Annotated in this window: 23 protein-coding genes; 8 read left to right on the top strand and 15 right to left on the bottom strand. The window is 41.5% G+C overall.

Going from position 1 to position 24,081, the window contains the following annotated elements; genetic code table 11:
• Positions 1–53 precede the first annotated feature (53 nt).
• The 10 genes from kynA to LF822_RS10785 form a co-directional block, all read right to left on the bottom strand.
• A complete protein-coding gene (gene kynA, locus LF822_RS10830; protein ID WP_371925883.1) occupies positions 54–890 on the bottom strand; it encodes a tryptophan 2,3-dioxygenase in 837 nt (278 codons plus the stop codon).
• Positions 891–905: 15 nt separating this feature from the next.
• A complete protein-coding gene (locus LF822_RS10825) occupies positions 906–1,550 on the bottom strand; it encodes a DUF4166 domain-containing protein (protein WP_253924042.1) in 645 nt (214 codons plus the stop codon).
• A gap of 77 nt (positions 1,551–1,627) precedes the next feature.
• Positions 1,628–3,154 (bottom strand): RQC-minor-2 family DNA-binding protein, encoded by a 1,527-nt coding sequence (locus tag LF822_RS10820; protein WP_253924041.1) that lies wholly within the window; start codon positions 3,152–3,154, stop codon positions 1,628–1,630.
• Between the two features lie 84 nt (positions 3,155–3,238).
• Positions 3,239–3,946, bottom strand: a complete 708-nt coding sequence (rpiA, locus tag LF822_RS10815) for a ribose 5-phosphate isomerase A (protein ID WP_371925882.1) — start codon at positions 3,944–3,946, stop codon at positions 3,239–3,241.
• A 225-nt stretch (positions 3,947–4,171) separates the two neighbouring features.
• Positions 4,172–4,804 carry a response regulator transcription factor gene (locus LF822_RS10810; RefSeq protein ID WP_253924039.1) on the bottom strand — a complete coding sequence of 211 codons (633 nt, stop codon included), beginning with the start codon at positions 4,802–4,804 and terminating at the stop codon, positions 4,172–4,174.
• On the bottom strand, positions 4,801–5,847 hold the full coding sequence (locus LF822_RS10805; protein ID WP_253924038.1) for a sensor histidine kinase: 1,047 nt from the start codon (positions 5,845–5,847) through the stop codon (positions 4,801–4,803). The genes LF822_RS10810 and LF822_RS10805 overlap by 4 nt, the downstream gene beginning before the upstream one ends.
• Positions 5,844–6,557: a cell wall-active antibiotics response protein LiaF gene (gene liaF, locus LF822_RS10800; protein WP_253924037.1), complete on the bottom strand. Its 714-nt coding sequence runs from the start codon at positions 6,555–6,557 to the stop codon at positions 5,844–5,846. Before liaF ends, LF822_RS10805 begins: the two co-directional genes overlap by 4 nt.
• 360 nt (positions 6,558–6,917) lie before the next feature.
• A complete protein-coding gene (locus LF822_RS10795; protein WP_253924036.1) occupies positions 6,918–7,556 on the bottom strand; it encodes a PspA/IM30 family protein in 639 nt (212 codons plus the stop codon).
• A gap of 13 nt (positions 7,557–7,569) precedes the next feature.
• Positions 7,570–7,929 carry a lmo0954 family membrane protein gene (locus tag LF822_RS10790; protein WP_253924035.1) on the bottom strand — a complete coding sequence of 120 codons (360 nt, stop codon included), beginning with the start codon at positions 7,927–7,929 and terminating at the stop codon, positions 7,570–7,572.
• Between the two features lie 184 nt (positions 7,930–8,113).
• Positions 8,114–9,214 carry a M24 family metallopeptidase gene (locus LF822_RS10785; protein WP_253924034.1) on the bottom strand — a complete coding sequence of 367 codons (1,101 nt, stop codon included), beginning with the start codon at positions 9,212–9,214 and terminating at the stop codon, positions 8,114–8,116.
• Between the two features lie 162 nt (positions 9,215–9,376).
• On the opposite strand from LF822_RS10785, the gene LF822_RS10780 reads away from it, so the two are divergent.
• A complete protein-coding gene (locus tag LF822_RS10780; RefSeq protein WP_253924033.1) occupies positions 9,377–9,775 on the top strand; it encodes a hypothetical protein in 399 nt (132 codons plus the stop codon).
• 44 nt (positions 9,776–9,819) lie between these two features.
• Here the strand turns inward: LF822_RS10780 and LF822_RS10775 are convergent, their stop codons facing one another.
• From LF822_RS10775 to LF822_RS10765, 3 genes are all read right to left on the bottom strand, one after another.
• Positions 9,820–10,881 carry a PQQ-dependent sugar dehydrogenase gene (locus LF822_RS10775; protein WP_253924032.1) on the bottom strand — a complete coding sequence of 354 codons (1,062 nt, stop codon included), beginning with the start codon at positions 10,879–10,881 and terminating at the stop codon, positions 9,820–9,822.
• A 137-nt stretch (positions 10,882–11,018) separates the two neighbouring features.
• Positions 11,019–12,287: an L-lactate MFS transporter gene (locus tag LF822_RS10770; RefSeq protein ID WP_253924031.1), complete on the bottom strand. Its 1,269-nt coding sequence runs from the start codon at positions 12,285–12,287 to the stop codon at positions 11,019–11,021.
• 178 nt (positions 12,288–12,465) lie between these two features.
• The gene (locus LF822_RS10765; protein WP_253924030.1) at positions 12,466–14,724 is read right to left on the bottom strand and encodes an ATP-dependent DNA helicase; all 2,259 of its coding nucleotides are present in this window, start codon (positions 14,722–14,724) and stop codon (positions 12,466–12,468) included.
• Between the two features lie 234 nt (positions 14,725–14,958).
• Here LF822_RS10765 and LF822_RS10760 point away from each other — a divergent pair, with 234 nt between their 5' ends.
• The 3 genes from LF822_RS10760 (at position 14,959) to cysK (ending at position 17,613) form a co-directional block, all read left to right on the top strand.
• Entirely contained in the window at positions 14,959–15,912 is a 954-nt protein-coding gene (locus tag LF822_RS10760; RefSeq protein WP_253924029.1) for an SGNH/GDSL hydrolase family protein, read from the top strand.
• Between the two features lie 18 nt (positions 15,913–15,930).
• On the top strand, positions 15,931–16,593 hold the full coding sequence (locus LF822_RS10755; protein WP_253924028.1) for a YpmS family protein: 663 nt from the start codon (positions 15,931–15,933) through the stop codon (positions 16,591–16,593).
• Positions 16,594–16,683: 90 nt separating this feature from the next.
• The gene (gene cysK, locus LF822_RS10750) at positions 16,684–17,613 is read left to right on the top strand and encodes a cysteine synthase A (protein WP_253924027.1); all 930 of its coding nucleotides are present in this window, start codon (positions 16,684–16,686) and stop codon (positions 17,611–17,613) included.
• A gap of 221 nt (positions 17,614–17,834) precedes the next feature.
• Here the strand turns inward: cysK and LF822_RS10745 are convergent, their stop codons facing one another.
• Positions 17,835–18,446: a trimeric intracellular cation channel family protein gene (locus tag LF822_RS10745; RefSeq protein WP_253924026.1), complete on the bottom strand. Its 612-nt coding sequence runs from the start codon at positions 18,444–18,446 to the stop codon at positions 17,835–17,837.
• Between the two features lie 252 nt (positions 18,447–18,698).
• On the opposite strand from LF822_RS10745, the gene LF822_RS10740 reads away from it, so the two are divergent.
• The 3 genes from LF822_RS10740 (at position 18,699) to LF822_RS10730 (ending at position 20,462) form a co-directional block, all read left to right on the top strand.
• Positions 18,699–19,226, top strand: coding sequence for a helix-turn-helix domain-containing protein (locus tag LF822_RS10740; RefSeq protein ID WP_253924025.1), 528 nt, complete (start codon positions 18,699–18,701; stop codon positions 19,224–19,226).
• 19 nt (positions 19,227–19,245) lie between these two features.
• Positions 19,246–19,401 carry a sporulation histidine kinase inhibitor Sda gene (gene sda, locus LF822_RS10735; RefSeq protein ID WP_253924024.1) on the top strand — a complete coding sequence of 52 codons (156 nt, stop codon included), beginning with the start codon at positions 19,246–19,248 and terminating at the stop codon, positions 19,399–19,401.
• A 107-nt stretch (positions 19,402–19,508) separates the two neighbouring features.
• Entirely contained in the window at positions 19,509–20,462 is a 954-nt protein-coding gene (locus LF822_RS10730) for a ring-cleaving dioxygenase (protein ID WP_253924023.1), read from the top strand.
• A 39-nt stretch (positions 20,463–20,501) separates the two neighbouring features.
• On the opposite strand, the gene LF822_RS10725 is transcribed toward LF822_RS10730, so the two are convergent.
• A complete protein-coding gene (locus tag LF822_RS10725; RefSeq protein WP_253924022.1) occupies positions 20,502–22,451 on the bottom strand; it encodes an aconitate hydratase in 1,950 nt (649 codons plus the stop codon).
• A 339-nt stretch (positions 22,452–22,790) separates the two neighbouring features.
• On the opposite strand from LF822_RS10725, the gene LF822_RS10720 reads away from it, so the two are divergent.
• Entirely contained in the window at positions 22,791–24,074 is a 1,284-nt protein-coding gene (locus LF822_RS10720) for a helix-turn-helix transcriptional regulator (RefSeq protein WP_253924021.1), read from the top strand.
• Positions 24,075–24,081 lie beyond the last annotated feature (7 nt).

Here is a 24,081-nt window from a genome sequence, read left to right as displayed (position 1 = left end):
GTAACATAAATGTAATAATGAATTAACACATTTGTTATAAAGAATCTATTTTTTTAGATTTTCGTTCGTACTTCCCACAATTCTGGGAAAAAACGGTGATCCAGTACCTTTTTTAAATATCCAACCCCCGACGATCCTCCTGTCCCTATCTTATGACCGATAATTCTCTCGACTGTTTTCATGTGCCGGAACCTCCACTGTTGTAGCCAGTCTTCAATGTCTACAAGCTTCTCCGCTAATTGGTAAAGCTCCCAATATTCATCTACATTTTTATAAACTTTTGCCCAAGCTGCTTCAACCGAAGGATCTGCTTCATACACCTTGGTATAATCACGTTCTATCAGCTGAGGGTTAATTGAAAATCCAGCCTCTATTAACTTTTCGATCGCCGCATCATATATGCTCGGAGACTCAAATGCTTCTTGTAACTGCTCGTGCAGAGCAGGGTCTTTTTCATAAATTTTTAAAACGTGCGGAGTTTTATATCCTAAAGCAAACTCTACCATACGGTATTGGTACGACTGAAAACCTGAGGCCTGACCCAGTTTATCTCTGAATTGTACATATTCTGCTGGTGTAAGCGTAGACAGGACGTCCCACCCATGTATAATCTGTGTCTGAATGTTGGACACGCGGGACAGCATCTTAAACGCTTCCTGCATTTCTCCTTTGCGAATAGAATCCACTGCTGCCCAAAGCTCATGCAGAATTAGCTTCATCCATAACTCACTTACTTGATGAATGATAATAAAGAGCATCTCATCATGATGATCAGATAAGCGTTTCTGGGCGGATAACAGCTGTTCTAAGCCAAGATATTCCCCATAAGTCATTCGTTCTTTAAAGTCTGTATGAACATGCTCATTTCCCTTTGATTCCTGCTCAGCCACTTTCACTCACCTCGTTTAAGATAAAATTCCCCGATCAGGTATATGATTCATCGTAATAGGCAGAAATTCTGTATGAACGACTCCCTCATACATGATCAGCGTCCCTAACCATGGATGTTCAACATGAACATGGACTCTAAATGCCTGTTCTTCTTCATCATAATGCTCATATAAAGAAGTAGTCAGATCCGTCGTCGTCCATGAGCTTTTTACGTTCAGTTTTCTCGATTGAAGAAGCAGTCCGCCTTCTTTTGTCACATCTGTTTCTAGTACAGTCGTTATTGAGGAGGATTTCCCCAAACAGTCTACGATCGCCTGTTCCTCTTCATCATAATACATAGCAGCATCAAAGCCTCTGATAGCATAAGGAAAGAAGAACCTGCGCACATAACTGACCGCTTCCCTGCCCTGCTCGTCAACATAAGAGTAATTTTCAAGTGTAAAAGGAACATTCTTCCCGCGTTCAGCAAAAATTAAATGATCCTTCGCACCCAGGTTCAAAAAGGGGCGCAGCCATAGAGGAGTGCCTCTGATTTCTGTCATTCTACCCTGACCAAGAATCATCACTTTCTGTTCACTGGTGAGACCAAACTTTTTTTGAAGCTCCGGATGTAAACGATTAAATTTTTCACCGAGTGCCCGATGAAAGATAGATTTCATGTAGACGTCCTCCTTGATTGCTTATAATCTAATGTATGTATGGCAGAGCTCGTATTAAGAGCTCTGATATAAATTTCTCACATAACCTCTTCCGCAAATTGACTGATCGAATAGCCTTTTTGCTGTTTCATAAGCCATCCTTGTTTTTCCAGTTGATTAAAGAGCCGCTGAATATGTTTCTCAGGCCAATCTTCAAGAAGGCCAAACCAGCGTGTTTCATGAAGCTTCAGTCTTCTCAGCTTATTCGTTGATTTCCCAGCCAATACTTGAACTAGCGTATGCGCCGGGTATTGGGTGCCGTAATAATGAATAAGATCGAGAACATGCTGAACTGAGTTATAATCTAATGACCGGCCTTTAACAGTAATAATAATGTCGTCATCCTGGTAGGTCACTTCGTTCAGAAGCTCCTGCAATTCCTCCAGCAGATGGTCCAGTGCCATGTCCATATCTTCAGGAAGATCCCTCAGCCATTCCTCTATTTGTTTTATCATCGTGACGTTGTAAAGCTCAACTTGAGAAAGCCATAAGAGATTGGATTCGAATGAATCGACAGGCAGTATTGATGCTTCCAGCTTCTTATACATTTCAAGTAATGGATAAGAGGCTGCCAAAGGTTCATCTACCTCATAACGCTCAATTTGCTCAGACAGCTGCAACGCTTCTGTAAGCTTTTGAACATAAGGTTGAAAGCTCTCTTTTAGAAAAGACAGCTGCCGCAGCTGATGCAGCAGCTCTATATTCTTGTCGGCAATCTTATTAAATTGGTGGTGCAGCGTGTCCACCCGCCTGCGGGCTAAGTGAACATCAAACTTCTCTTCCAGCATCATTTCATTATCTGCTGTGAAATAAAAAATTCTAAGATCACAAATTTCACACACGCAGTGAATCATGGATTGATTAGAGACAAAATGAAGATCTTTATCATGAGAACAGCATTCTCCGGTTTCATTGAGCCAGGCGTCAGGAAGACTCCGGAAAGGCCGCATCACAATATCTACTCGGTTACGCCAATAAGCTACATCTTCTGGATATTTTAACAAAGAAAGCAGTGCTGATTGGTTCATTGTCTCAATCGATGAGATTATCTGCTCCTTTTCATGAAACAGAGCCGCGATCGGATGGTTATGAAAGCTTTCTGTTATTTGATTCACCCATTCATCCCTGGACTGTAAGCTTACGGAAGCCACGAACTCATAATCATCGATGACTTGTCGAATGTGACGCTCTAATTGTGCAGAGGACAAACGAGTAAAATCTGTTTCATACCTGTATTCGGCTTTAAGAGGCAGCCCGTGCTCCGCAGAGTGCTCCTTCCATAGAAAGAACTCAGGCTTAATCAGATGAGGATGTAATATTCCATCCTTGGAAAATGATACCGGCAGTATCGCCCTTCCTTCTATTTTTAAAAAAGATTGTATCTGTTCAACGTTAATACTTTTTTCGGCAGAATATTCGTTGATGGCCTCGTTAACTCTTGAAAGTATGCCTCTTTCAAACTTGTGGCCAATCGATCGGATCTGCTTATTTTTCTTCCCAATTGGAGTCAGAATAATGTACGGGTAACGTGCGTCGTGGTACATTAGGCTAGCTGGAAGTCCCATAGTGATTCCCCTTTGTGATGGAAGGATATACTACTATTATAGAAAAAGTATGAAAACATACCAATGATTATTGAATAAATGGGCTTAAGAAGTTAAAATTTCCACTTTATAATCAAAAAACAACCCTGTTTCTATAACTCCAGGCAATGCTTTAATATCCTTGTCCATCTTATAATGAATTGTATTAAATTTAACATCTAAAAGTATATTTCCTGATTCAGTAATAACGGGTCCGTCTTTTGCTTCAGCCATCCTTAATTGGATCAGCTCAGGCTGAAACTCTTTAATCATCAGGTTTTCTACAAGATGAACAGCTCTTGGGTCAATTTCAACAGGGACGAAGCTTTTCTCTCCAAGGTGCTGCACAAGCTTGCTTTTATCTGCCAAAATGTAAGTTTTCGGCGAACTGGCCATCACCAGCTTTTCAGCAAATAAAGCTCCGCCACGCCCCTTTATTAAATTACCCTGATCATCTACTTCATCTGCCCCGTCAAATCCCCAATCGGGCCGGGCGGAAGTAAGAGCTGTAATCGGAATCCCATAATAGAGGCAATTAAGAGCTGACTCCTGAGATGTGGGGACAGCCATTACTTTCAAGGATTCTTCCTGCACCCGCCGGCCGATTGCCTCCAATGCCAACAGAGATGTGGATCCTGATCCCACTCCTATTATGTCTCCGCTTAAAGCTCTGGTGCTTATGGTTTGAGCCAGCTTTTCCTTCTCTGACCGATTCTTTATTTCTCCTGACCAGCTGAGCGTTTTTGATAAAGGATTTTCCCATTTCAAAGACATCACCTCTTCTTCTTGTTATTCCCTAAACAAAAGAAAACAAGCACAGTATTCATCGAACAACCTTTTCCAACATAGGATGAAGTAGGTTTCGGTCCTAAGCTTCTCAGAAAAGGTGATTACATGCGCAGACTTTATATAAAATTAATGATCTTTTACCTTGTACTGCTGTTAGGCTTTCTATTTGTTATGTTAGAAAAATAGCCTCCACTGTAAGATAGTGGAGGCTTATTGAATCAAGTCGTGTTTAAAAGCGTAGATTACTGCCTGGGTACGATCGTGAACATCTAATTTACCTAAAATATTGCTCACATGAACTTTCACTGTTTTTAAAGCAATGTATAACTCACTCGAAATTTCCTGATTCGTTTTCCCTTCGGACATAAGCATTAATATTTCCTTTTCACGAGTGGTTAACTGCTCATGGAGTGGTTTATTCTGAGTGGCACGCATCTTATTCATAATCTTGCCGGTTACTTCTGGTTCAAGAATGGATTGACCGTCATAAGTTTCACGGATGGCTTTGGCAATTTCTTCAGCTTTAGAAGTTTTTAACATATAGCTTGTTGCCCCTGCTTCAAGAGCCGGGTACACCTTCTCATCGTCAAGAAAGCTTGTTACGATAATAATCTTAGCATCAGACCATTGCTCAACAATTTTCCTTGTCGCTTCAATCCCGTCCATTTCCTTCATCACCAAATCCATCAATATTATGTCGGGCCGGTGTTCTAACGCTAATTCAACCGCATCCGTCCCATCATCAGCTTCCGCTATAACATCGATGTCCTCTAGTGAAGACAGGTAGGCAGATACCCCAATTCGCACCATTTCATGATCATCTGCAAAGAGTACAGTAATCAAGACGGTTCCCCTCCTTTAGTTAAAACGGGCACCTTAACTTCAAGTCTTGTGCCTTCTCCTTCTAAGCTAATGACTTTCACTGTTCCCCCAACCTCAATCGCTCTTTCCTTCATATTCTGCAGGCCGTAAGAGCTGGTTGCTTTAGATTCTTCTACATTAAAGCCGACTCCGTCATCAACCACCCGGAGAATAATATGCTTATCTCTTTCGATCAGCATGACTTGAAGGGAATCTGCTTTTGCATGCCTGAGTGTGTTAGACACCGCTTCCTGCAGTATTCTAAACAATTGATCCTCAATTCCTTTATCAAGTGATAGGGGTTCCACTGTCCAGTCTACTTCCATAGGCACCTTCTGTGTCAGTTCAGCTAATAATTCTTCTGACCCTTCGGATAGTGATTTTCCTTTTAAAGCTACGGGACGAAGGTGAAGAAGGAGCGCTCTCATTTCAAGCTGTGACTGATGAATCATATTCTCGACCATGGCCAGTTGACGTTTAAGCTCCTCCTCTTGTTCAAGGGAACGATTTTCGTTAACAGCAGACATAAGCATAGAAGCTGCAAATAGCTGCTGGCTTACAGAATCGTGCAGCTCTCTCGCTAGTCGATTCCTCTCTTGGATTACGACTTCCTGCAAACTCTTCTCACGCTCCTCAGCCCGCTCGGATGCAAGCTTTTGTGCCATTTCTGCCTGAGAGGAAAACTTGCCTTCAATTTTCTTCATTTTTTCCTCAATCACTGACAGCTCTTTATGCTGTTCGTATTCATACAACAGCTCCTGTCCATTTGAAATCTCTTCCAGCTGATGTTCAATATAGTTCATTTTCCGGCGGCTAAACCAGGCCTGCCCCCCTCCTATAAACAAGCCGATAGCGACGGCGAGAAGCAGTACAAATACAACAAACGGCAGGTCTATGACCCGGGTGCTCCATAAGTCTCCCCAATTCTGTAATGGAAAAGCAATTAATGTCATACTCAATACAGCAGAAGCCAATAAGACGCACATCAGCACACTGATAGTCAGCTGTTTTTTCCACGTATTCATATCCGCTTCACCTCAATATCTCCAGAGCCGATTGAGGTGATAATTTTGACTCTTGGTTTACGAGTGGAATACTCAGGAGTCTGATAACTAATAATTTGATTGATGAGCTTTGTATTTCTATATTGAAAAATGCTTGCTCTTCCAAAGACCGAGCTATGCTCAACCGACACTTCCACTTCATAGGGGACATAAATATATACACTGCCTATTAGATGTCTAATGGATATGACAGCCTCCCCCTCAGGAAGGACCGTATTGCTTAAATCCACTACACGCTCACCGAATCCGCCATGAATATTAATGTCCTGCCATTTATAAGCTCTGCCTGGTGTAGATTCGTTCCCAAAAAACTTTTGACGGAGGACAGGATCGCCACTATCCAGTTGGGATTCAACGATTTCCGGCTCTATCCGTTTCGGTTCATTTCTCGAACGATGGTAATGGAGAACGGCCATAACTAGAGCAGCGATGATCAGAAAACGAACAGCTATCATATTAATTGCCGTTATAAATAGACTCACCGCTCCAATCCAGAAGATCACTTTGCCCCACAATTTAGCGTAGCGCGTCCACCCCAAATAGATAAGCAACCCTGAGAAAGCAACAGAAAAAATTAATCCACCATTGAAGAAAACGACTTCCATTACCAGGAGAACCGCTCCGATGAGCAGTATGAGATTAACCGTATCTGTAGACAACCTTTTTAACATTGCGATTCCCCCTTTCAAGCGTCTTGCTCTCTCTATTTATGTAACAAGAATCAGTTTACTGCGTCTTCAGGCTGTTGAAAAAGCTTGGATGGATGTACACATGGTATCTCATAGTCCCTCCATTAGAATCTAGAGAAAAGGAACAGGAAAAAACGCCGCTTTTAAGCGGGGCAGGCGGAAAGTCTGCTTGATCTGGAACCCACACCGATTGGGCCATGGAAAGGGAGTCGATTCCTAAAACCCTTTACTCCTAATCCTGCAAGAAATGTGTACACACTTTCTAGATGAAAGAGAAAACAATGGTTTCTCAACAAACTGAAGACGCAGTTCACTGCGTCTTCTATCATACCATGGTTATAATTAACCCGTAATATTCTCTTTATCCTTCATATCCTTCTCAAGCTGCGCTACTTTACTGTCAAACGTGTTTCGATAGTACGAGCTATTCACTTTGTACTCCAAATCCTCAATATAGCGGTCCATTTCCGCAAATCTGGAATATGGCTTGTCCGATGTATCTTCTATCACCTGGTTCATACGGTAATGAGCGCGTGCAATATTTTCTCTCCCCATCAGATCCATCCGTTTTAAATGCATGTCTTTAAGCTTGTGCTTCATTTCTTCGTATTTTTGTTCCAATACGCCTAATTGCTCAACTGCCTCTAAACGAGACTGCTTCAAACGTTCAGCTCTTGCTTCATATTCCTGCTGTTCCTTAACAGCAAATTCATGCATCGTGTCTTCCCCGGCTCTCTGCGCTACTTCAGCTTGGTGTTTTCTCTTTGCAGCCATTTCTTCAGAGCGCTGATATTCCCGGGCAAATTCGTCTTTTAAACGGTATTGACGTTCCACCAGCCTGCGTACCTTTTCTGTTTCCTTTTCACTTTCGCGTAAATATTGATTCAACATAGCAATTGGATTTTTCTTTTCCTTTTGATCCAAAGCATCGTGAAAATCAGCCGAAATGGTGTCTTTCAAGCGAGTAAATAAATTAGCCATCGTTCATCTCTCCTTAGGAATTTTTTAGTTCTGACCACTGTTTTTCAAAATTGGTAAACGGATCATTGGCCTCATTGGCCGGCTTTGAGACTGAGTCTTCTTTACTGCTTGTCCAGTTTTTCGCAATAAGGTAAATGGCATAAGCCGCAGCCAATCCAATGACGGCATAAATATTAGAAACCGCTACACTTAATACAATCAGTCCGGCAATTACCCATCCAACCTTACCGCCTGTAGAATCGCTCTTCATAAATTGCTTAAATACAACGTAAAGAAGCCATACACTAACCCCTAACAAAATCATAGGACCCAGGTTCGCCAGTACAACAATCAAAGCCACCAACGCGGCAAGAAAAAGCAAAAATTTCTTCATTTCCATGTTTCCCTCCTTCTCTTTAACTTACCTTCATCATACTGGCAAAACCCAGCCGGCATAATGATCCAGAGACATATCTTTCACTAAGACCTAAGACGTATAAACCCATTGTGTACCCGGCACCCAGAGAAAAAAGAAAAAAAGCCTGCGGGCAGTTTCGATGCTGCCTGCAGGCTTTGGTTTATTTAATGATTCTTAGTTCTGTGGGGGTTTTAGTTAAGGTTTCGCAGCCGTGCTTTGTGATAAGGACGTCTTCTTCTATGCGCACGCCTCCCACTGTCGGATCATAAATTCCAGGTTCAATTGTAAAAGTCATCCCTTCTTTCAGGATGCCGTCATTTAAATGACTCATCGATGGAAACTCATGAACATTGATGCCCAGCCCATGTCCAATCCGATGAGGAAATAACTCACCGTATCCGGCTTCGTCAATGACTTCTCTGGCTGTCTGATCTAGATCACCTATACGACTCCCAGGCTTACTTATGGCCAAAGAAGCCTGAAGAGCTTCATGCACTTTGTCATAGATGGATCGCTTCTCTTCTGTAATCGACTGAAAAGCAAAGGTTCTCGTAATATCAGAGGTATATCCTTTCCACACAACCCCAAGGTCAAACAACACGAGGTCTCCTCTGTTCAGCTTTCTATCTCCTGGATTTCCGTGAGGCTGGCCGGACTTTTCTCCGAATAACACCATTGTAGAGAAAGACATTTGAGAAACACCTTTTTTCTTCAGCTGGTATTCAATTTCAGCGAGCACTTCCATTTCAGTAACCCCTTCGGCTAAGGCGTTAATTCCAGCCTCGATCCCCTCATCAGCCAGCTCAGCTGCTTCCCGCATAATTTTCACTTCTTGTTCATCCTTCACTAGGCGCATTTCATTCAACTCTGATTCTATATCTATAACATCGGGACCTTCAAATAACTGTAGAAGGGCTTCACTTCTCCCGTAGCTCAGCACCTGTTTCTCAATTCCTGCTGTTCTTACCTCAGCTAAGTCATTACGGCGTAATTTTTCTTTAACTTTCTCCCATGGATCTTCGTGATCTGCATATCCAATTACCTCATAAGACCAGCCTGCGCTTTTAATTTGTCCTTCTTCCATGGCCGGCAGTACGACGATTGGATCAACTTCAGGGAAAACGAGCAGTCCCAGTAATCGTTCATGAGGGTCCGTTAGAAAACCAGTTAAATAAAATACGTTTTCCGGTGAATTAATAAAAGCGGCCTCAATATTATTCTCCCTTAAGTATGTAGAAAATCTGTTCAATCTCTTCTCCATTTTAACGCCCCTTCCCTATTTTCCTTATCATATAAGAAAAAGGGTCGCTTTCCAAATAAACAAGAAATATGAATCTTTTCCGACATTCCTCCAAATTGGTTTCTCTTCGTTTTGACTTTGCTGTATAATGACCACAGAATCTATAAGTGCGGAGGTTATTCCATGGATCGAACACGTTTTTTTGTCAGGGTTGCAGCCATTTATGCTTTGATCGGCTCTTTTATGGGCTCTCACATGGCTGGGGGAGGCAGCTACCAGCTAAATGCCGTACACGCTCATATATTAGTCGTTGGATGGCTTTCTTTATTCGCTTTCGCTATTTTTTATAAAGTATTTCCAATACCAAAGACATCCAAGCTTGCTAAATTCCACGTTTGGAGCTCTTTCGTCGGCGTATTTGGATTAACCGTCGGAATGTGGCTGTACTTTACTCAGCCATTTGGCGGATTAGGCGTCTTTAACACGATTTTCTTTATTGTAGGCGGAACAATTCTCATGTTCGCTTTTATCAGCTTTGCTATATTAGTCTTTGTTCAGGGCAAAAATATTTCCGAAGCATAACAAGAAGCCAGAGTGGTTAAACGAACTCTGGCTTGCTTTATGCTTTAAGGCTTCAAACGAATCAGCTGATCATCTTGATCTTCAGGACTTCCCCGTCCGTCCGTATTGTTACTGATAAAGTAAATCTCTCCGTCGATCACTTCAACATCTCTCAGCCTTCCATATTCTTCTGTCACGTTTTCAGGATTGCTCCCGTCCAGGTTTATCCGTTTTAATGCCTGACCATTCAACGAAGCTGCATAGATCTGATCATCGACAACAACCATTCCTGAAGGAGCCCATGTATCGCTGCCCGTTTGAAAAAGAGGAGTTTCCATCCCTTCTTTTGCTTCATCTCCTACGATTTCCGGCCACCCATAATTACTTCCTGCCTCTATTTGATTTACTTCGTCATGGTTTGTCGGCCCATGTTCCGTGGCAAATAATTGACCGTCTTCATTCCACCCCATACCCTGGGGATTTCTATGACCGTAACTATATACATAAGAATCTTCAAAAGGGTTATCTGCCGGGACATTCCCTTCTACATCCATGCGGAGAATTTTTCCTGCTAAGTTGTCTTCATCCTGAGCCAACTGCTCATTCTGGGCATCTCCTGTAGTAATGTATAAGTTTTCGTCCGGTCCTATCTCGATTCTCCCCCCATTGTGAAAATTGCTTCCAGGTATATCTTCAAGCAGGGCTCTCTCCTCCCGCCATCCTTCGCCATCATACCTTATCTGCACCACCCGGTTATTAATCTCCCCTTCTTCTTCATACGTGTGGTAAGCAAAAGCTGTTTGATTGTTTTCAAAATCAGGGTCGAGCTTTAATCCGAGCAGACCGCCTTCCCCAATTTGAGTGATTTCTTTATCTGTTGATAACGACTGTCTTTGAATTTGATTATCACTCGAAACACGGGCAATCGTTCCTTCCCGTTCACTAATATAAATTAATCCATCGTCCTCTTCGATATCCCAGGGCGATTCTAAACCAGAGGCAACTTCAATAAACCCTTCATTTGAAGTCTGGGTCTGATCTTCTTCCTCAGGCTGAGTTTGAGGTTCATTCTCAGGTGATTGACAAGCTGCCAGTAATACTATCAAGATCCAACCAAATCTCCTCATCTGAGCCCCTCCACTTCTTTATGTTACTAATATTGTACAAGTTTCTTAATGATCAAACAAAAAAACCGGCCCGAGTGGACCAGTTTATTAAGCAGCCTGTCTAAGAAAAGTTGGCTTTATAACTTTTTAAAATTGACTTATACATTTCTTCTCTGATTTTGCTCTTCCCTCATGATGGACTGCTTTTTCCTTATGTCTACTTTAGTTAATACGGAAACGATTAATGCCAGGATAAAAAGTGCTCCAAAATAAACCATACTGTTTGCATAACTGCCTGTGACATCATTCATTATGGCTGCAAACTGGGGCCCGGCCAAACCGGCGGCCGCCCATGCAGTGAGAATATATCCATGGATGGCTCCGAGCTCTTTCGTCCCAAATAAATCCCCAATAAAGGCAGGAAGCGTAGCAAATCCACCTCCGTAACAGGTGTAAATAACGCCAAAGAATACAACAAATAAAGTAACTGATGTTGTGACAGGCAGAAGCATGAACAGGGGAATCTGCAAAGCAAAGAAGATAATATACGTATTCGAACGACCCATATAATCCGATGCCGAAGCCCATCCAATGCGGCCGAGTCCATTAAATACACCCATAACCCCGACCAGAGTGGCTGCTGCGGCAGTTCCCATACCTACCGTATTCTCAGCCAGAGGTTTAGCGGCTGAGATCACTGCGATTCCACAAGTGATATTGATAAACAACATAATCCAAAGGTAATAAAAGCGTTTTGTTTTCAAAGCTTCTTTGGCACGAATGTTAGCCAAATCCTGCGATTTAACATCCTTCTTTTCTTCAGGATTAAAGCCTTTCGGGGTCCATCCTTCAGGCGGTCTCGATAAGTATAAAGAAGACAAGATCATTATGGCAAAATAACTTACTCCCAGAACAAAAAACGTCATAGCGATTCCGGCTGTTCCAATAAGCCAGTCCATAACCGGACTTGCAATAGCTGCTGCAAATCCAAAACCCATAATAGCCATTCCAGTAGCTAACCCTCTTCGGTCTGGAAACCATTTTACTAAAGTCGATACAGGAGCAATATACCCGACTCCAAGTCCTATGCCTCCTAATACTCCATAAAAGAAATACAAGGCCCATAGAGATTCTAATTGGATGGCGAACCCTGAGCCGAATACACCAACACCAAAGAGGACAGCAGAAGTAATTCCCGCTATACGCGGTCCATATTTCTCAACAAACCAGCCTAAAAATGCTGCAGAAAGCCCGAGGAATAATATAGCAATACTGAATGTAAGCTGCACCTGTTGAGAAGACCATCCAAATTCTTCTCCTAAGGGCCCTGTGAAATTACTCCACGCATAAACGGAGCCGATTGAAATATGTATCCCAACTGCTCCTAAAGCAATGAGCCACCGATTCTTAACTTTTCCTCCCGCCATAAACTATCCTCCTATATTTTTTGACTATTTTATGAACATTACCTAAATGCTCTACAATGAAACTTTTATTTTTCTCTATCATCGACTAAATTTGAACAGCCTCCCCACACATATGCACAGGGGAGGCTGTTCATCTCTTTTTTCGACAGAAATACGTTTTATTTCCCAGGAAATGATTTTATTTTTCAATTTCATAATGGCGCCACTCTTCAGGTAATAGCTGCTGATACGTTTGGTTTAGGAACCTGTCATCGACTAATTGAATAACACCATGATCACCTTCTGACCTGATTAAGCGTCCGCCTGCCTGCAGCACTTTATTCATACCAGGATAGACATAAGCATAATTATATCCATTCCTGCCCAGCCCGGAGAAATAGTTTTTTATTAATTCTTTTTCAAAACTGCGGGGAGCCAGACCGATTCCAACCACAGCCACTCCATTTAACCGATCACCTCGCAGGTCAACCCCTTCAGAGAAGACGCCGCCCAGCACAGCAAACCCCACGAGAGATCCTCCCGGAACAAACTGAGCCAGGAAATCATCCCTTCTTTCTTCCGTCATACCGAATTCCTGGACAGCTGTGGCTGCATTCCCCAGCGGCAGAAAAGCTTTATAAACCAAGTTCATATATTGATAGGAGGGAAAGAAAAACAAATGATTGCCACTTTGATTTTTCACCTGGTTATACAATAGTTCAGCTAATTTATCTGCATTTTGTTCTCTATCTTTAAACCTTGTAGACAACGGGGCAATCTTCACCATGATTTGATCGGCATTGTACGGGGAAGGAAGTTTTAATATATAGTCCTCTTCCCGGCCGCCCAGCATTTCTTTGTAATAACCGAAGGGTGAAAGTGTAGCAGAAAAAAAGATACTGGATCTAAAGGATTTTGTTATATTCCTCAACACATTAGAAGGATCTACACAATATAACTTTACGCCTTCATTGGAAGTTATAATTTTATAATGATCATCCAGTAAAGCAAGGATTTTCGTAAAGTTCTGACTGGAGAAGTAGCAATCAAGTAACTTTTCCACCTCTTCTCCCTCATGTTCTTCTCTTAAAACATTCTCTGCACGTTCTACAAACCTTTCTAAGTTTTCTTCCAGTGCTCCAGGCACCTCATCAATAATACTTTCCGTCTCACTTCTTAATGCGCGTAAATCCTTCTGTACGGATCCAGCTGACTGAGATAATTTTTCATCTTTACCTGCCCATTCTTCCTCTACCTCCCAAAAAGCATTTCTTAAAATTGAAGCAGAGTACATCTCACGAGCCCGCTCCACTAGGTTGTGGGCTTCGTCAACCAGCAGAGTCGTTTTCTTTTTGTTTTCCGGCATCAGCCTTTTTAAGGCTACTCTTGGATCGTACACATAGTTGTAATCACCGATGATTACATCTACGACATCAGTTAAATCCAGAGAAAATTCAAAAGGGCAGACGCGATGTTTTCTTGCATACCCTTCCACGACTGCTCTCGTTATTTGTGTTTCATTTTGTAATACGTCAATTACCGCCCCATTAATCCGGTCATAGTAACCATCTGCAAATTCACAATAATCCGGCTGGCAGATTGTCTCTTCTTTGAAGCAGATTTTATCTTTAGCCGTTAAAGTAACGGAACGCAGCATCAAGCCGTTCTTTTCCATAAGTGCCAGGCCTTCTTCTGCTGTCTGCCTGGTAACTGTCTTTGCAGTTAAATAAAAAATCCTCTCCTGCTTACCTTCTTCCATTGATTTGATCGCAGGAAATAGAGTAGAAATTGTCTTACCAATACCCGTGGGTGCCTGGGCAAATAGATTTCTTTTTTCTTGAGAAGTTCGGTATACAGCACCGGCTAAATGACGCTGGCCGCTCCTATAGTTCGGGAAAGGAAACATCAGGCCGGGAATCGAATTCTCCTTCTCTCTTTTTATATAAGTAAGTACTTTGGCATAAGATAAATACTCCTCTACAGACTCGTTCATAAAGCTTTCCAGCTCTGCAATAGAAAAATTATGAACAAACCGCTTCTTTTCTTTTGTTCTTTTCTGTACATAAGTAAGCTGGACCTTTATCTCTTCTAATTCTTCATTTTTCGCATAAATATAGGCATAACCCTTTGCCTGTGCCCAATAAACAGGATAGCTTGCCTCCGAAATTTCATCTAAATCCATCGCTGTAGATTTAATTTCATCAATAACTACGCCTTCAGAACTATTCAAAAGACCATCACAGCGGCCATGAATAAATAAAGTAACTTGGTTCGTTTGATATTCCCGTTTTAAATACACTTCACTTTCGTCACCCTCTGCATACTCGCGCTGAACAGATTGGTGGATCGCTGTCCCCTCTACTAAAGAAGTGTTTGAACGAAACCGATCATCAATGCTGCCTCTCCTATAGACATATTCCATTAACTCTCGTACAGAAATACTTACTTTATCCGGCATACCCGGCACCTCCCCTCAATTTCTTCTAACACGTACCGTCACCTCTCATACGTTTATATCGAATGTCTATTTTATAGTTTTAAGTGCTATAATATAGGTTACAAGTAATGAAAAATAATCCATTATCATCAAGGGTAAAATACCTGTGAGAAAAGTATCTCTTTTTATCCCTTATTTAGACCCATGCCCATATAATAATCATAACTCATTAAATAATAACAGGTGTGATCATAGATGAAAAAAACTAAATGGCTCGTGCTTCTCATCTTCTCACTCATCTTCCTTACTTTAATCGTCTTCACTTTTGTCAGTAACCCTTTAGAGGATCAACAAAATGGGACAGATAACCGTGCAGAAGAGCAGACCCCTGTTGAGGAGGAAGATGAAAATAGGGAAGATACAGATGATACGGAAGAGAGGCCGGATGAGGAAGAAGACGATACAGAGGATACATCTGATGAGGAAGAAGGAACAGTTAGTGACGGACTGAGAGAAGTCTTTTCCGGAGTCATTGATAATGCACGGAACTTATTTGTACGAGACGATTTAGAAGTGGTAGCTATGGGTGATTCCCTTACCCAGGGCGTAGGTGACGGAACAGATAACGGGGGCTACATCGGAATTTTAGAAGATAATATTAATGATAATGATGAAACGGCTGATTTTACAATCGATAACTTTGGCCGAAAGGGAGACCGAACCGACCAACTGCTTACTCGTATGGAATCTGAGGAGATTTCTTCTTCAGTTGAAGATGCAGATTTAGTTCTAATTACCATTGGTGCTAATAACGTTGTACAAGTGATCGAAGAGAACTTCACAAGTCTCAGCCACGACGACTTCTACCCTGCCCGTGAAAATTACCGTGATGAGCTTGAAGAGATCCTTACTCAAGTTGAGACATCAAATCCAGATGCTTCTATTTACCTTATTGGTTTATACAATCCTTTTAATCAATATTTTGATGACATCCCCGCTCTCTCTCAAATAATGACTGAGTGGAACAATGTAAGCGAAGAGGTAGTGGATGACCATTCAAACGCTTCCTTCATTCCGATTGAGGACGTATTCGAAGAAAAAGAAAATGAACTCTTATGGGAAGAAGACCACTTCCATCCTAATGAGGAAGGCTATAAACAAATGGCTGAGCGCGTGTTAGAATATATCCGAGAAGAAATAGAGGAATAATACAGGTGGAATGCATTTATGCTTAAGCGTATGTTTTTAAAAAATCGCTGGAAAACTTCTTTTTTTATATTAGCTGTGATTAACATAGTGATCATTGTGTGGGTGCTTTCTCTTATCTTCCTCCCAAGCTCTTACACACTAGTTAACGTAGATCGAGAGAAACAGGATTCTGATGCCGAATTTACGGTCGTTTCTACAAAGGAAAATATGGAACAGTTAGCTAATGAGTATTTAAGTGAGCTTTCAACTCAAACTGTGTTTGATTACTCCATTTCACTTGACCGCAATGTTACGCTTTCAGGAAACATTCGTGCTTTCGAGCAAACTATTCCTATTAAAGTTGAACTGACACCCGTTGTTCAGGAAAACGGTGATTTAGTACTTGAGCAAGAGAGGATTTCCCTTGGTCAGCTGCCTCTCCCCAATAAAAAAGTAATGGAATTTGTAGCTGAAAACTATAAATTTCCCGAATGGGTGACTGTTAACCCAAATGAAGAAAACATTTATGTAGCCGTTACCCAAATGGAAACCCAAAGCAATATTGATATTCAAGTTGACCGTTTCAACCTGAATTCAAACCAATTAGCATTTAAAATCGCTTTTCCCGAGCGTTCGTTCAGCTTTGCTGAAGCCCTCGTAGAAGATAAATTACTGGAAGAGAAAGGTTTTAAAGAGCAATAAGGTCTTTTATTATTTAAGCATAGTATTTCTGTATGAATAAACAGATATGGTAATATTTAATTAGAGACTCATAACAAAGGAAGTGACTTCATGCGTGTCGTTGACAATATAGCTGATCTAATTGGTGATACACCACTTGTAAAACTAAACCGGCTGGCTCCTGAAGGCGGAGCAGACATTTACTTGAAGCTTGAGAATTACAACCCAAGCGGCAGTGTGAAGGACAGAGCATCCTATAACATGATTGTACAAGCTGAAAATGAAGGGTATCTAAAGGAAGGCTCGACTATAATTGAGCCCACGAGCGGCAATACAGGAATAGGAATCGCAATGAACGCGGCAGCCAGAGGATACAAGGCTGTGCTCGTAATGCCTGATACGATGACTCAGGAGCGGATTAACTTATTAAAGGCTTATGGTGCTAAGATCGTTCTGACTCCCGGGGACGATAAAATGCCAGGTGCAATAGCTAAAGCTAAAGAGCTGGTAGAAGAGATTGACGGAGCATTTATGCCGATGCAGTTTGAAAATACTGCTAATCCCGACGCACACCGTTACACGACAGCTTCGGAAATCATTGAAGCTATGAAAGAGCTTGAAAAACCCCTCTCAGCTTTCGTTTCCACTGCAGGGACAGGCGGAACTGTTACAGGGACGGGAGAAGAACTAAAAAAGTATTATGAGGATCTGACGGTTCATGTCGCAGAACCTGCAGGCTCACCTGTTCTATCAGGAGGAAAGCCAGGAAAGCATAAATTAGTGGGAACAAGCCCGGGTTTTATTCCATCTATTTTAAATGAAGAAGTATATGATGAAATTTTCCAGGTAACTGATGAAGACGCTTATGACGTTACACGAAGACTAGCCCGTGAAGAAGGACTACTGCTGGGTACTTCGGGCGGGGCTGCCTGCTGGGCAGGGATAGAAGTTGCAAAGAAAAAACAGCCAGGCGAGGTTGTAGTTATCATTGCGCCCGATACAGGAGAACGTTATCTCTCAGGTGACCTTTTCCGTCAATAAATAGGGGGCCGTGACAAAACAATCATTGCCACCTACAATGCAGCCATACGAAATCCCCGCATGAAAGCGGTCTTCCCTTTACGAAGAAGCTGTGGCCGTTCCCGCTGGCAAGCGAAGTATATGGACAAAGCGGGACTGCTAAATTCAGAAATACCCGGTCAATTTCGAATGAATTGTCCGGGTATTTCCTGGATTAGTACCTTTTTGGCTCAGCCTCTTTATTATATCCGGTATAAATCTCGAAACCGCAGGTGCCACCCCATATGATAAGACATTACACGAAGTCCGATAATAAATAAGAATAACAAGTAATATTGGGCACTGCTTTCCACGTTTATAACCCCTGTTCCCACTAGTAATCCAGTTAACATTGCCCACACAGCATATATCTCCTGATGAAGAACCATCGGTTTTCTTTGGGCCAGCACGTCTCTTGTTACTCCCCCTCCTACTCCTGTCAAAATAGCTGCAAAAATAATACCGCCCAAAGGAAAGTTTTCATCGAGAGCAAACACGGCTCCCTGGAGAGCAAATGCGGACAGACCGACCGCATCTAAATAAATGTTCCATCGATCCCAGAACATGACCCAGCTTTTAGGAAATATATAAACAATACTTATCGTAATAAGGGCCACGTACAACAAATACCCTTGCTCCCATACATGGACGACCGGAACATCTAATGCCATATTCCTTATAATCCCCCCTGCAAAAGCTGTGGCAATTCCTAATATAAAAGTCCCAAATATATCGTATCTTTCGCTTAAAGCCACTATAGCTCCACTAAAAGCAAAAGCACTAATCGCTATAATATTCAGTATCTCGAAAGCCATTTTAAAAAACCCCTATCTATTCATTCCTGACTAATCATAGCAGATATTCTACCTATTGATCAGCCACAAATATTACTATACCTTATTTAAAGATGGACAAAGCCTGCCACATCAGCTGAAAAGGAATATTTTTTGGGTAAAAGGGTATATAAAATCATGGACTTGCTTTTGTTGCAAACTGCCACAAGGATACTTAGGGCAGGAATGCGAATATGTTATGTAGGACAATAGACATATTGGGTGTGATTAATAATGAGAGACTGGCTCATTCAACTAAGAAAAGAAAAAAAACTAACACAACAACAAATTGCAAAGGGCGCTCATATTGATCGTGCCTATTATGCACAAATCGAGAGCGGAACAAGGAACCCAAGCATGGCGGTAGCCGCTCAGATCGCCAGCTTTTTAAATATTAACACTTCTCTCTTTTTCACTGAACACCTTAGCGAGCCTTTTACAGTAGCGCTGAGAAATTCTCCTATCATTGTCGCACACTGCGATTTGGATTTAAGGTATACCTGGATGTTTAACCCTCACCCCGACTTCAATACCGATATCGTCATCGGCAAAAGAGATGATGAACTCGATCACAATGATGGAACACTTGCCCTGATGGAAATTAAACGTCAAGTAATTGAATCCAATAAATCCATTCGTGAGTATGTAGCTTTTCCTTTATCCGATGGACTCATTACTTATGATGTTTTTGCACAGCCCATCTACAACGACCTAAAAAAAATAATCGGAGCAGCTACAGTGTCAACTGAACTTCTTACTTAGAGCAAGGGGGGACCTCCCAGTGAATTTAAAACACCTACCTCTTCGAATTCTTCTAATAACATATCGAAGAGCGGTAGAGTTAAATTTAGACAATGATTTTATCAAATGGATTAAACAAGAAATACAGGAAAGAGAGACTGAAAGGGAAACAAGAAGCAAAAAAGCGAACTTATAATAGTCCGCTTTTTTTTATGGTTATAAAGTGTAGAAGGATTGACGTTTTCTGTTAAATTTTATATAATTATCTTGAAATCGAGATTAATTAATTCAGGAGGGGTTACGATGCAAATTAAAGGAATACATCACGTCTCCGCTATAACAGCCAACGCTAAAAGTAATTACGATTTTTATACTAATGTACTTGGCATGCGGCTGGTAAAAAAAACAGTTAACCAGGATGACACATCGATGTACCACCTGTTTTATGCTGATGAAAAAGGAAACCCCGGCACAGATTTAACTTTTTTTGAAATCCCGCGAGCAGGCCATACCTATCCCGGTACTCATAGTATTTCGACCACATCTTTACGAGTGAAAAATGACGAGGCGTTACATTTCTGGCAGGAGCGATTCAAACAATTCAATGTCGACCAGGACACCATTACCATTTATGCAGATCGAAAAGTATTATTATTTAGAGATCCTGAAGGCCAAAGACTTATGCTTGTTTCTGACGAAAAGAACGAAGGAGTCAAAGCAGGTGTTCCCTGGGAAAAAAGCACAGTTCCTAAAGACCGCGGTATTACAGGTCTGGGACCAGTTCACTTAACGGTAGCCAACTTAGAGCCGACCAGACAGGTCCTTGTAGATATCCTTGGTTTTAGAGAAGCCGGACAATTTGACAATAAACTAATCCTGGATACAGGTGAAGGAGGGACAGGAGCAGAGGTTCATATTGATGAACGAACAGACTTGTCCCGCGAAAAACCCGGCAGAGGCAGTGTCCATCACGTTGCTTTTAGAGTAGAAAATGAAGATGAGCTGTCACGCTGGCAAGAGATTATACAGAAGGCCGGCTTTCCAAACTCCGGACTTGTAGACCGCTTTTACTTTAAATCTCTCTACTTCCGGGAACCAAATCATATTCTCTTTGAACTCGCAACCGACGGTCCGGGTTTTGCTACTGATGAAGATTTGGAGAACCTCGGCCAGCGTCTTGCCCTTCCCCCATTTTTGGAAGGACAAAGAGCAGAAATCGAAAAAGGGCTGACGCCATTAAATACTACTAGTGAATAAATAAACCTGCGGCTGAGTGTACAGCCGCAGGTTTATTTCCTATTTGTCTAAACGATCTTTCAGCCAGTTGATTAATCCGCCCTTCTCCATCATCTCCAATTGTCTAGGAGAAAGAGCATGCTCCAGCTGAACAGTTTCATTCTTACCTTTAATTTCTACTTCAAATCCCCCATCGCGCTTAATATTCTTCCGCAGCTCCTTAAACACCAGTGTATCCCCCTGCTCTACTTTTTCATAACCCTCTTCATTTGAAAAAGTAAGCGGCAGAATTCCGAAGTTAACCAGGTTCTGCCAATGAATTCTGGCAAAATCTTTAACGACGGCCACTCTTAATCCCATGTATCTTGGTGCCAGAGCAGCATGTTCACGGCTGGAACCCTGCCCATAGTTAGAACCTCCGACAATAACGTGACCGCCTTCTTCCTTTTGTTTCATGGCACGGTCATAATAGGTATCATCTACAATTTCAAAAGTAAACCTGCTGATTTCAGGGAGATTACTTCTGTAAGGAAGCACGCGAGCCCCTCCAGCTAAAATTTCATCCGTTGAAATATCATCTCCTACCTTCAGCAAGACAGGAAGTTCCATTTCATTAGGCAGCTCGTCCATCTTAGGAATAGAGGCAATGTTTGGTCCTTTTACGAGTTCTACTTTTACAGCTTCTTCTTTTGGCAGGGGAGCGTCTAGAAGGTCTGTATCAATAGTCGGCTGATCAAGCTCCTCTACTTCCGGATAATCAAAGCCAGCATTTCGGGGATCAGTGATCCTGCCAGTAATCGCAGAAACTGCAGCTGTTTCCGGACTGCATAAGAAAACACTGTCTTCCCTGGTGCCTGACCTTCCCGGGAAATTCCTCGGCGTAGTACGCAAACTATTTCTCCCTGACGCCGGGGCCTGTCCCATACCAATACACCCATTACATCCTGCCTGATGCAGGCGCGCTCCTGCTTGAAGGAAATTAGCAATATGACCTTGTTGTGACAAATCAATCAGCATTTGTCTGGACGTTGGATTTAAATCAAATGACAGCCCGTTTGCAATATGCCGCCCCTCGACTATTTTAGAAGCAATGGCAAAATCCCGGTAGCCGGGATTAGCGGAAGAGCCAATGTAAGACTGGTAAAGATTCTCTCCCTCCACCTCTTTCACTGGGACTACGTTACCTGGACTGGAAGGCTTGGCAATCATAGGCTCTAAAGAAGACAAATCAATTTCGTCATGTCGATCGTATGAAGCATCGTCATCAGCCTTTAATTCCTTCCATTCATCTTCACGGTCCTGAAGCTTCATATATTTTTTAGTTTCATCATCTGAAGGAAATACAGTTGCAGTTGCTCCGAGTTCCGCACCCATATTGGCAATAACATGTCGATCCATGGCTGAAAGATTTTTTAATCCAGGTCCATAATATTCAAAAATATGGTTCACCCCGCCTTTTACTCCATGTCGACGCAGCATTTCTAAAATCGCATCCTTAGCACTGACCCAATCCGGGAACTCTCCAGTCACTTTCACTCCCCAGATTTTAGGCATTTTGACATAGAAGGGCTCCCCGGCTATCGCCATGGCCACGTCAATTCCTCCAGCTCCCATGGCAAGCATTCCCATGCAGCCATTCGCACAAGTATGACTGTCGGAACCTAACAGGGTCTGCCCGGGCTTGGCAAGCCTCTGCATATGGACGGGGTGACTTACTCCGTTACCCGGCCTGCTGAAATAGAGCCCGAATCGTTTTGCAGCACTCTCAAGAAACAGATGATCATCTGGGTTTTTACTGTCTTCCTGGATTAAATTATGATCGACATACTGTGCAGACGCTTCTGTTTTGGCGCGGTCAATCCCCATCGCTTCGAGCTCGAGCATGACCATCGTACCAGTAGCATCCTGTGTTAATGTTTGGTCAATTTTCAAACCAATTTCCGATCCAGGTGTCATTTCCCCTTTAACTAGATGATCTTTAATTAATTTCTGCGTTACATTATATCCCACTCATCTTCCTCCTAACTTTTATAATGACAGACAAAGATTTATCTATACCATTTATACCCTTTTATCGGGGAGTTTACTCATATCCTTCGGAGTTAAAAATGGGAAATAGCGTAAATTTTCAAATGCTGTTTATCAATCTTCTAAAAATTAAACCTGATTCACAATAATACAACCTGTGAAAGTTGGTCCTTTTTAACCCCTCTTAAGCTATGAAAAAAGAACGACTTGGGAAACCTCGTAATATAGTTGAAAATTTTTCATCGAACGTGTATTCTGAAAATAGATTTGAAAGAGCAACCTTCTCTCAAATCATCAGTTGATCAACTAGGTGTGTGGAAAATGGAATATGGTAAAGCGCTTCGATTTCATCGGGTTAAGCAAGGTTTAACTCAGAACCAGCTTGCTGATGGCATCATTTCGGCTGCCTATCTTTCAAAGATCGAAAACGATCAGACGGTTCCGGCTATTGAAGTTCTCGAAATGCTTTACGAGCGGCTTGGAATAGACTTTAACGAGTCTACTATTGATCACCCTTCCAAGGAAAAATTAATGGAATGGTATGAATCAATAGTTTTCAAACGAAAAGATGAGGCAAGAAAGATCCGAAGTGATCTAATTAATCAGAAAAACACGCTGGAAAACCATCAATTGTATATCTTTTTCGAGCTTTTTCGCATTCGATATCTCTTTTTAGAAAATGAGATAGAGAAGGCTTATGAAACTTGGGAAAATTTAAAGCAGCATAAAGATACTCTTGATGACGAAATGGAGTTTTACTACCATTTAATCTCAGGTCTAGTTAAATATTATAAAGGTCATTTTAACGATGCGTTTCAAGAATTGATGGAGGCCAAAAATTATAGTCTTTCAATAGAGATTGAGAGTTGGGAAGCAAGCGATCTCTATTATTTATTAGCACTAAGTACAAGTCAGGCATTTCATGTATCTGCGTCTATTTTTTACGCAGATCAAGCATTAGAAATGTATAAATCTCAATATGATTTATCAAAAAGCGCCGACTGTCATATAGTTCAAGGCATAAACTATAGTCGTTTGAAGAATTATCCCAAATCATTAGAAAACTACCATCTTGCCAGGAAAATAGCTATCCAAACAGATGATACTGTTCAATTGAGATTAGTTTATATTAATATAGGTACTTTAGAAGCACGATTAGAAAACCACCAGGCAGCTATTAGTAATTTTAAAAAAAGCTTAAATTACAATAAAGAATCTACCTCTTCTTTTGATTATATGGAATTATTGAATACAATTCACAGTTTAATCATGGAAAACTATAAGCTCGGTGATATTGAAGGATGCTTAAAGTGGGTTCAATTTGGGGAAGAGAAATTAGAAACATTTCCTTCCAAACCTTATACTTATCATTTTTCATTTTATAATAAAGTTATTAAAGATGATCCCCTTTTGGGTGAATATTTGGAATCAGAAGTGATTCCATATTTTCAAGGACGAAAGGATCATATATACATTACACGTTATGCTATGTTTCTTGCTGATTTGCTGGAAAAGCAAAGAATGTACAAAAAAGCTTCATCTTACTTAAGGTTAGCAATTCAATTGTTAAATAAACATTCTCAACTAGGAGGGATACTCTTATGAAGAAGAT

This window comes from Halobacillus sp. A5 (genome assembly GCF_024189315.1).
GTDB lineage: Bacteria > Bacillota > Bacilli > Bacillales > Halobacillaceae > Halobacillus_A.
This window is presented reverse-complemented; position numbering and strand designations above follow the sequence as displayed.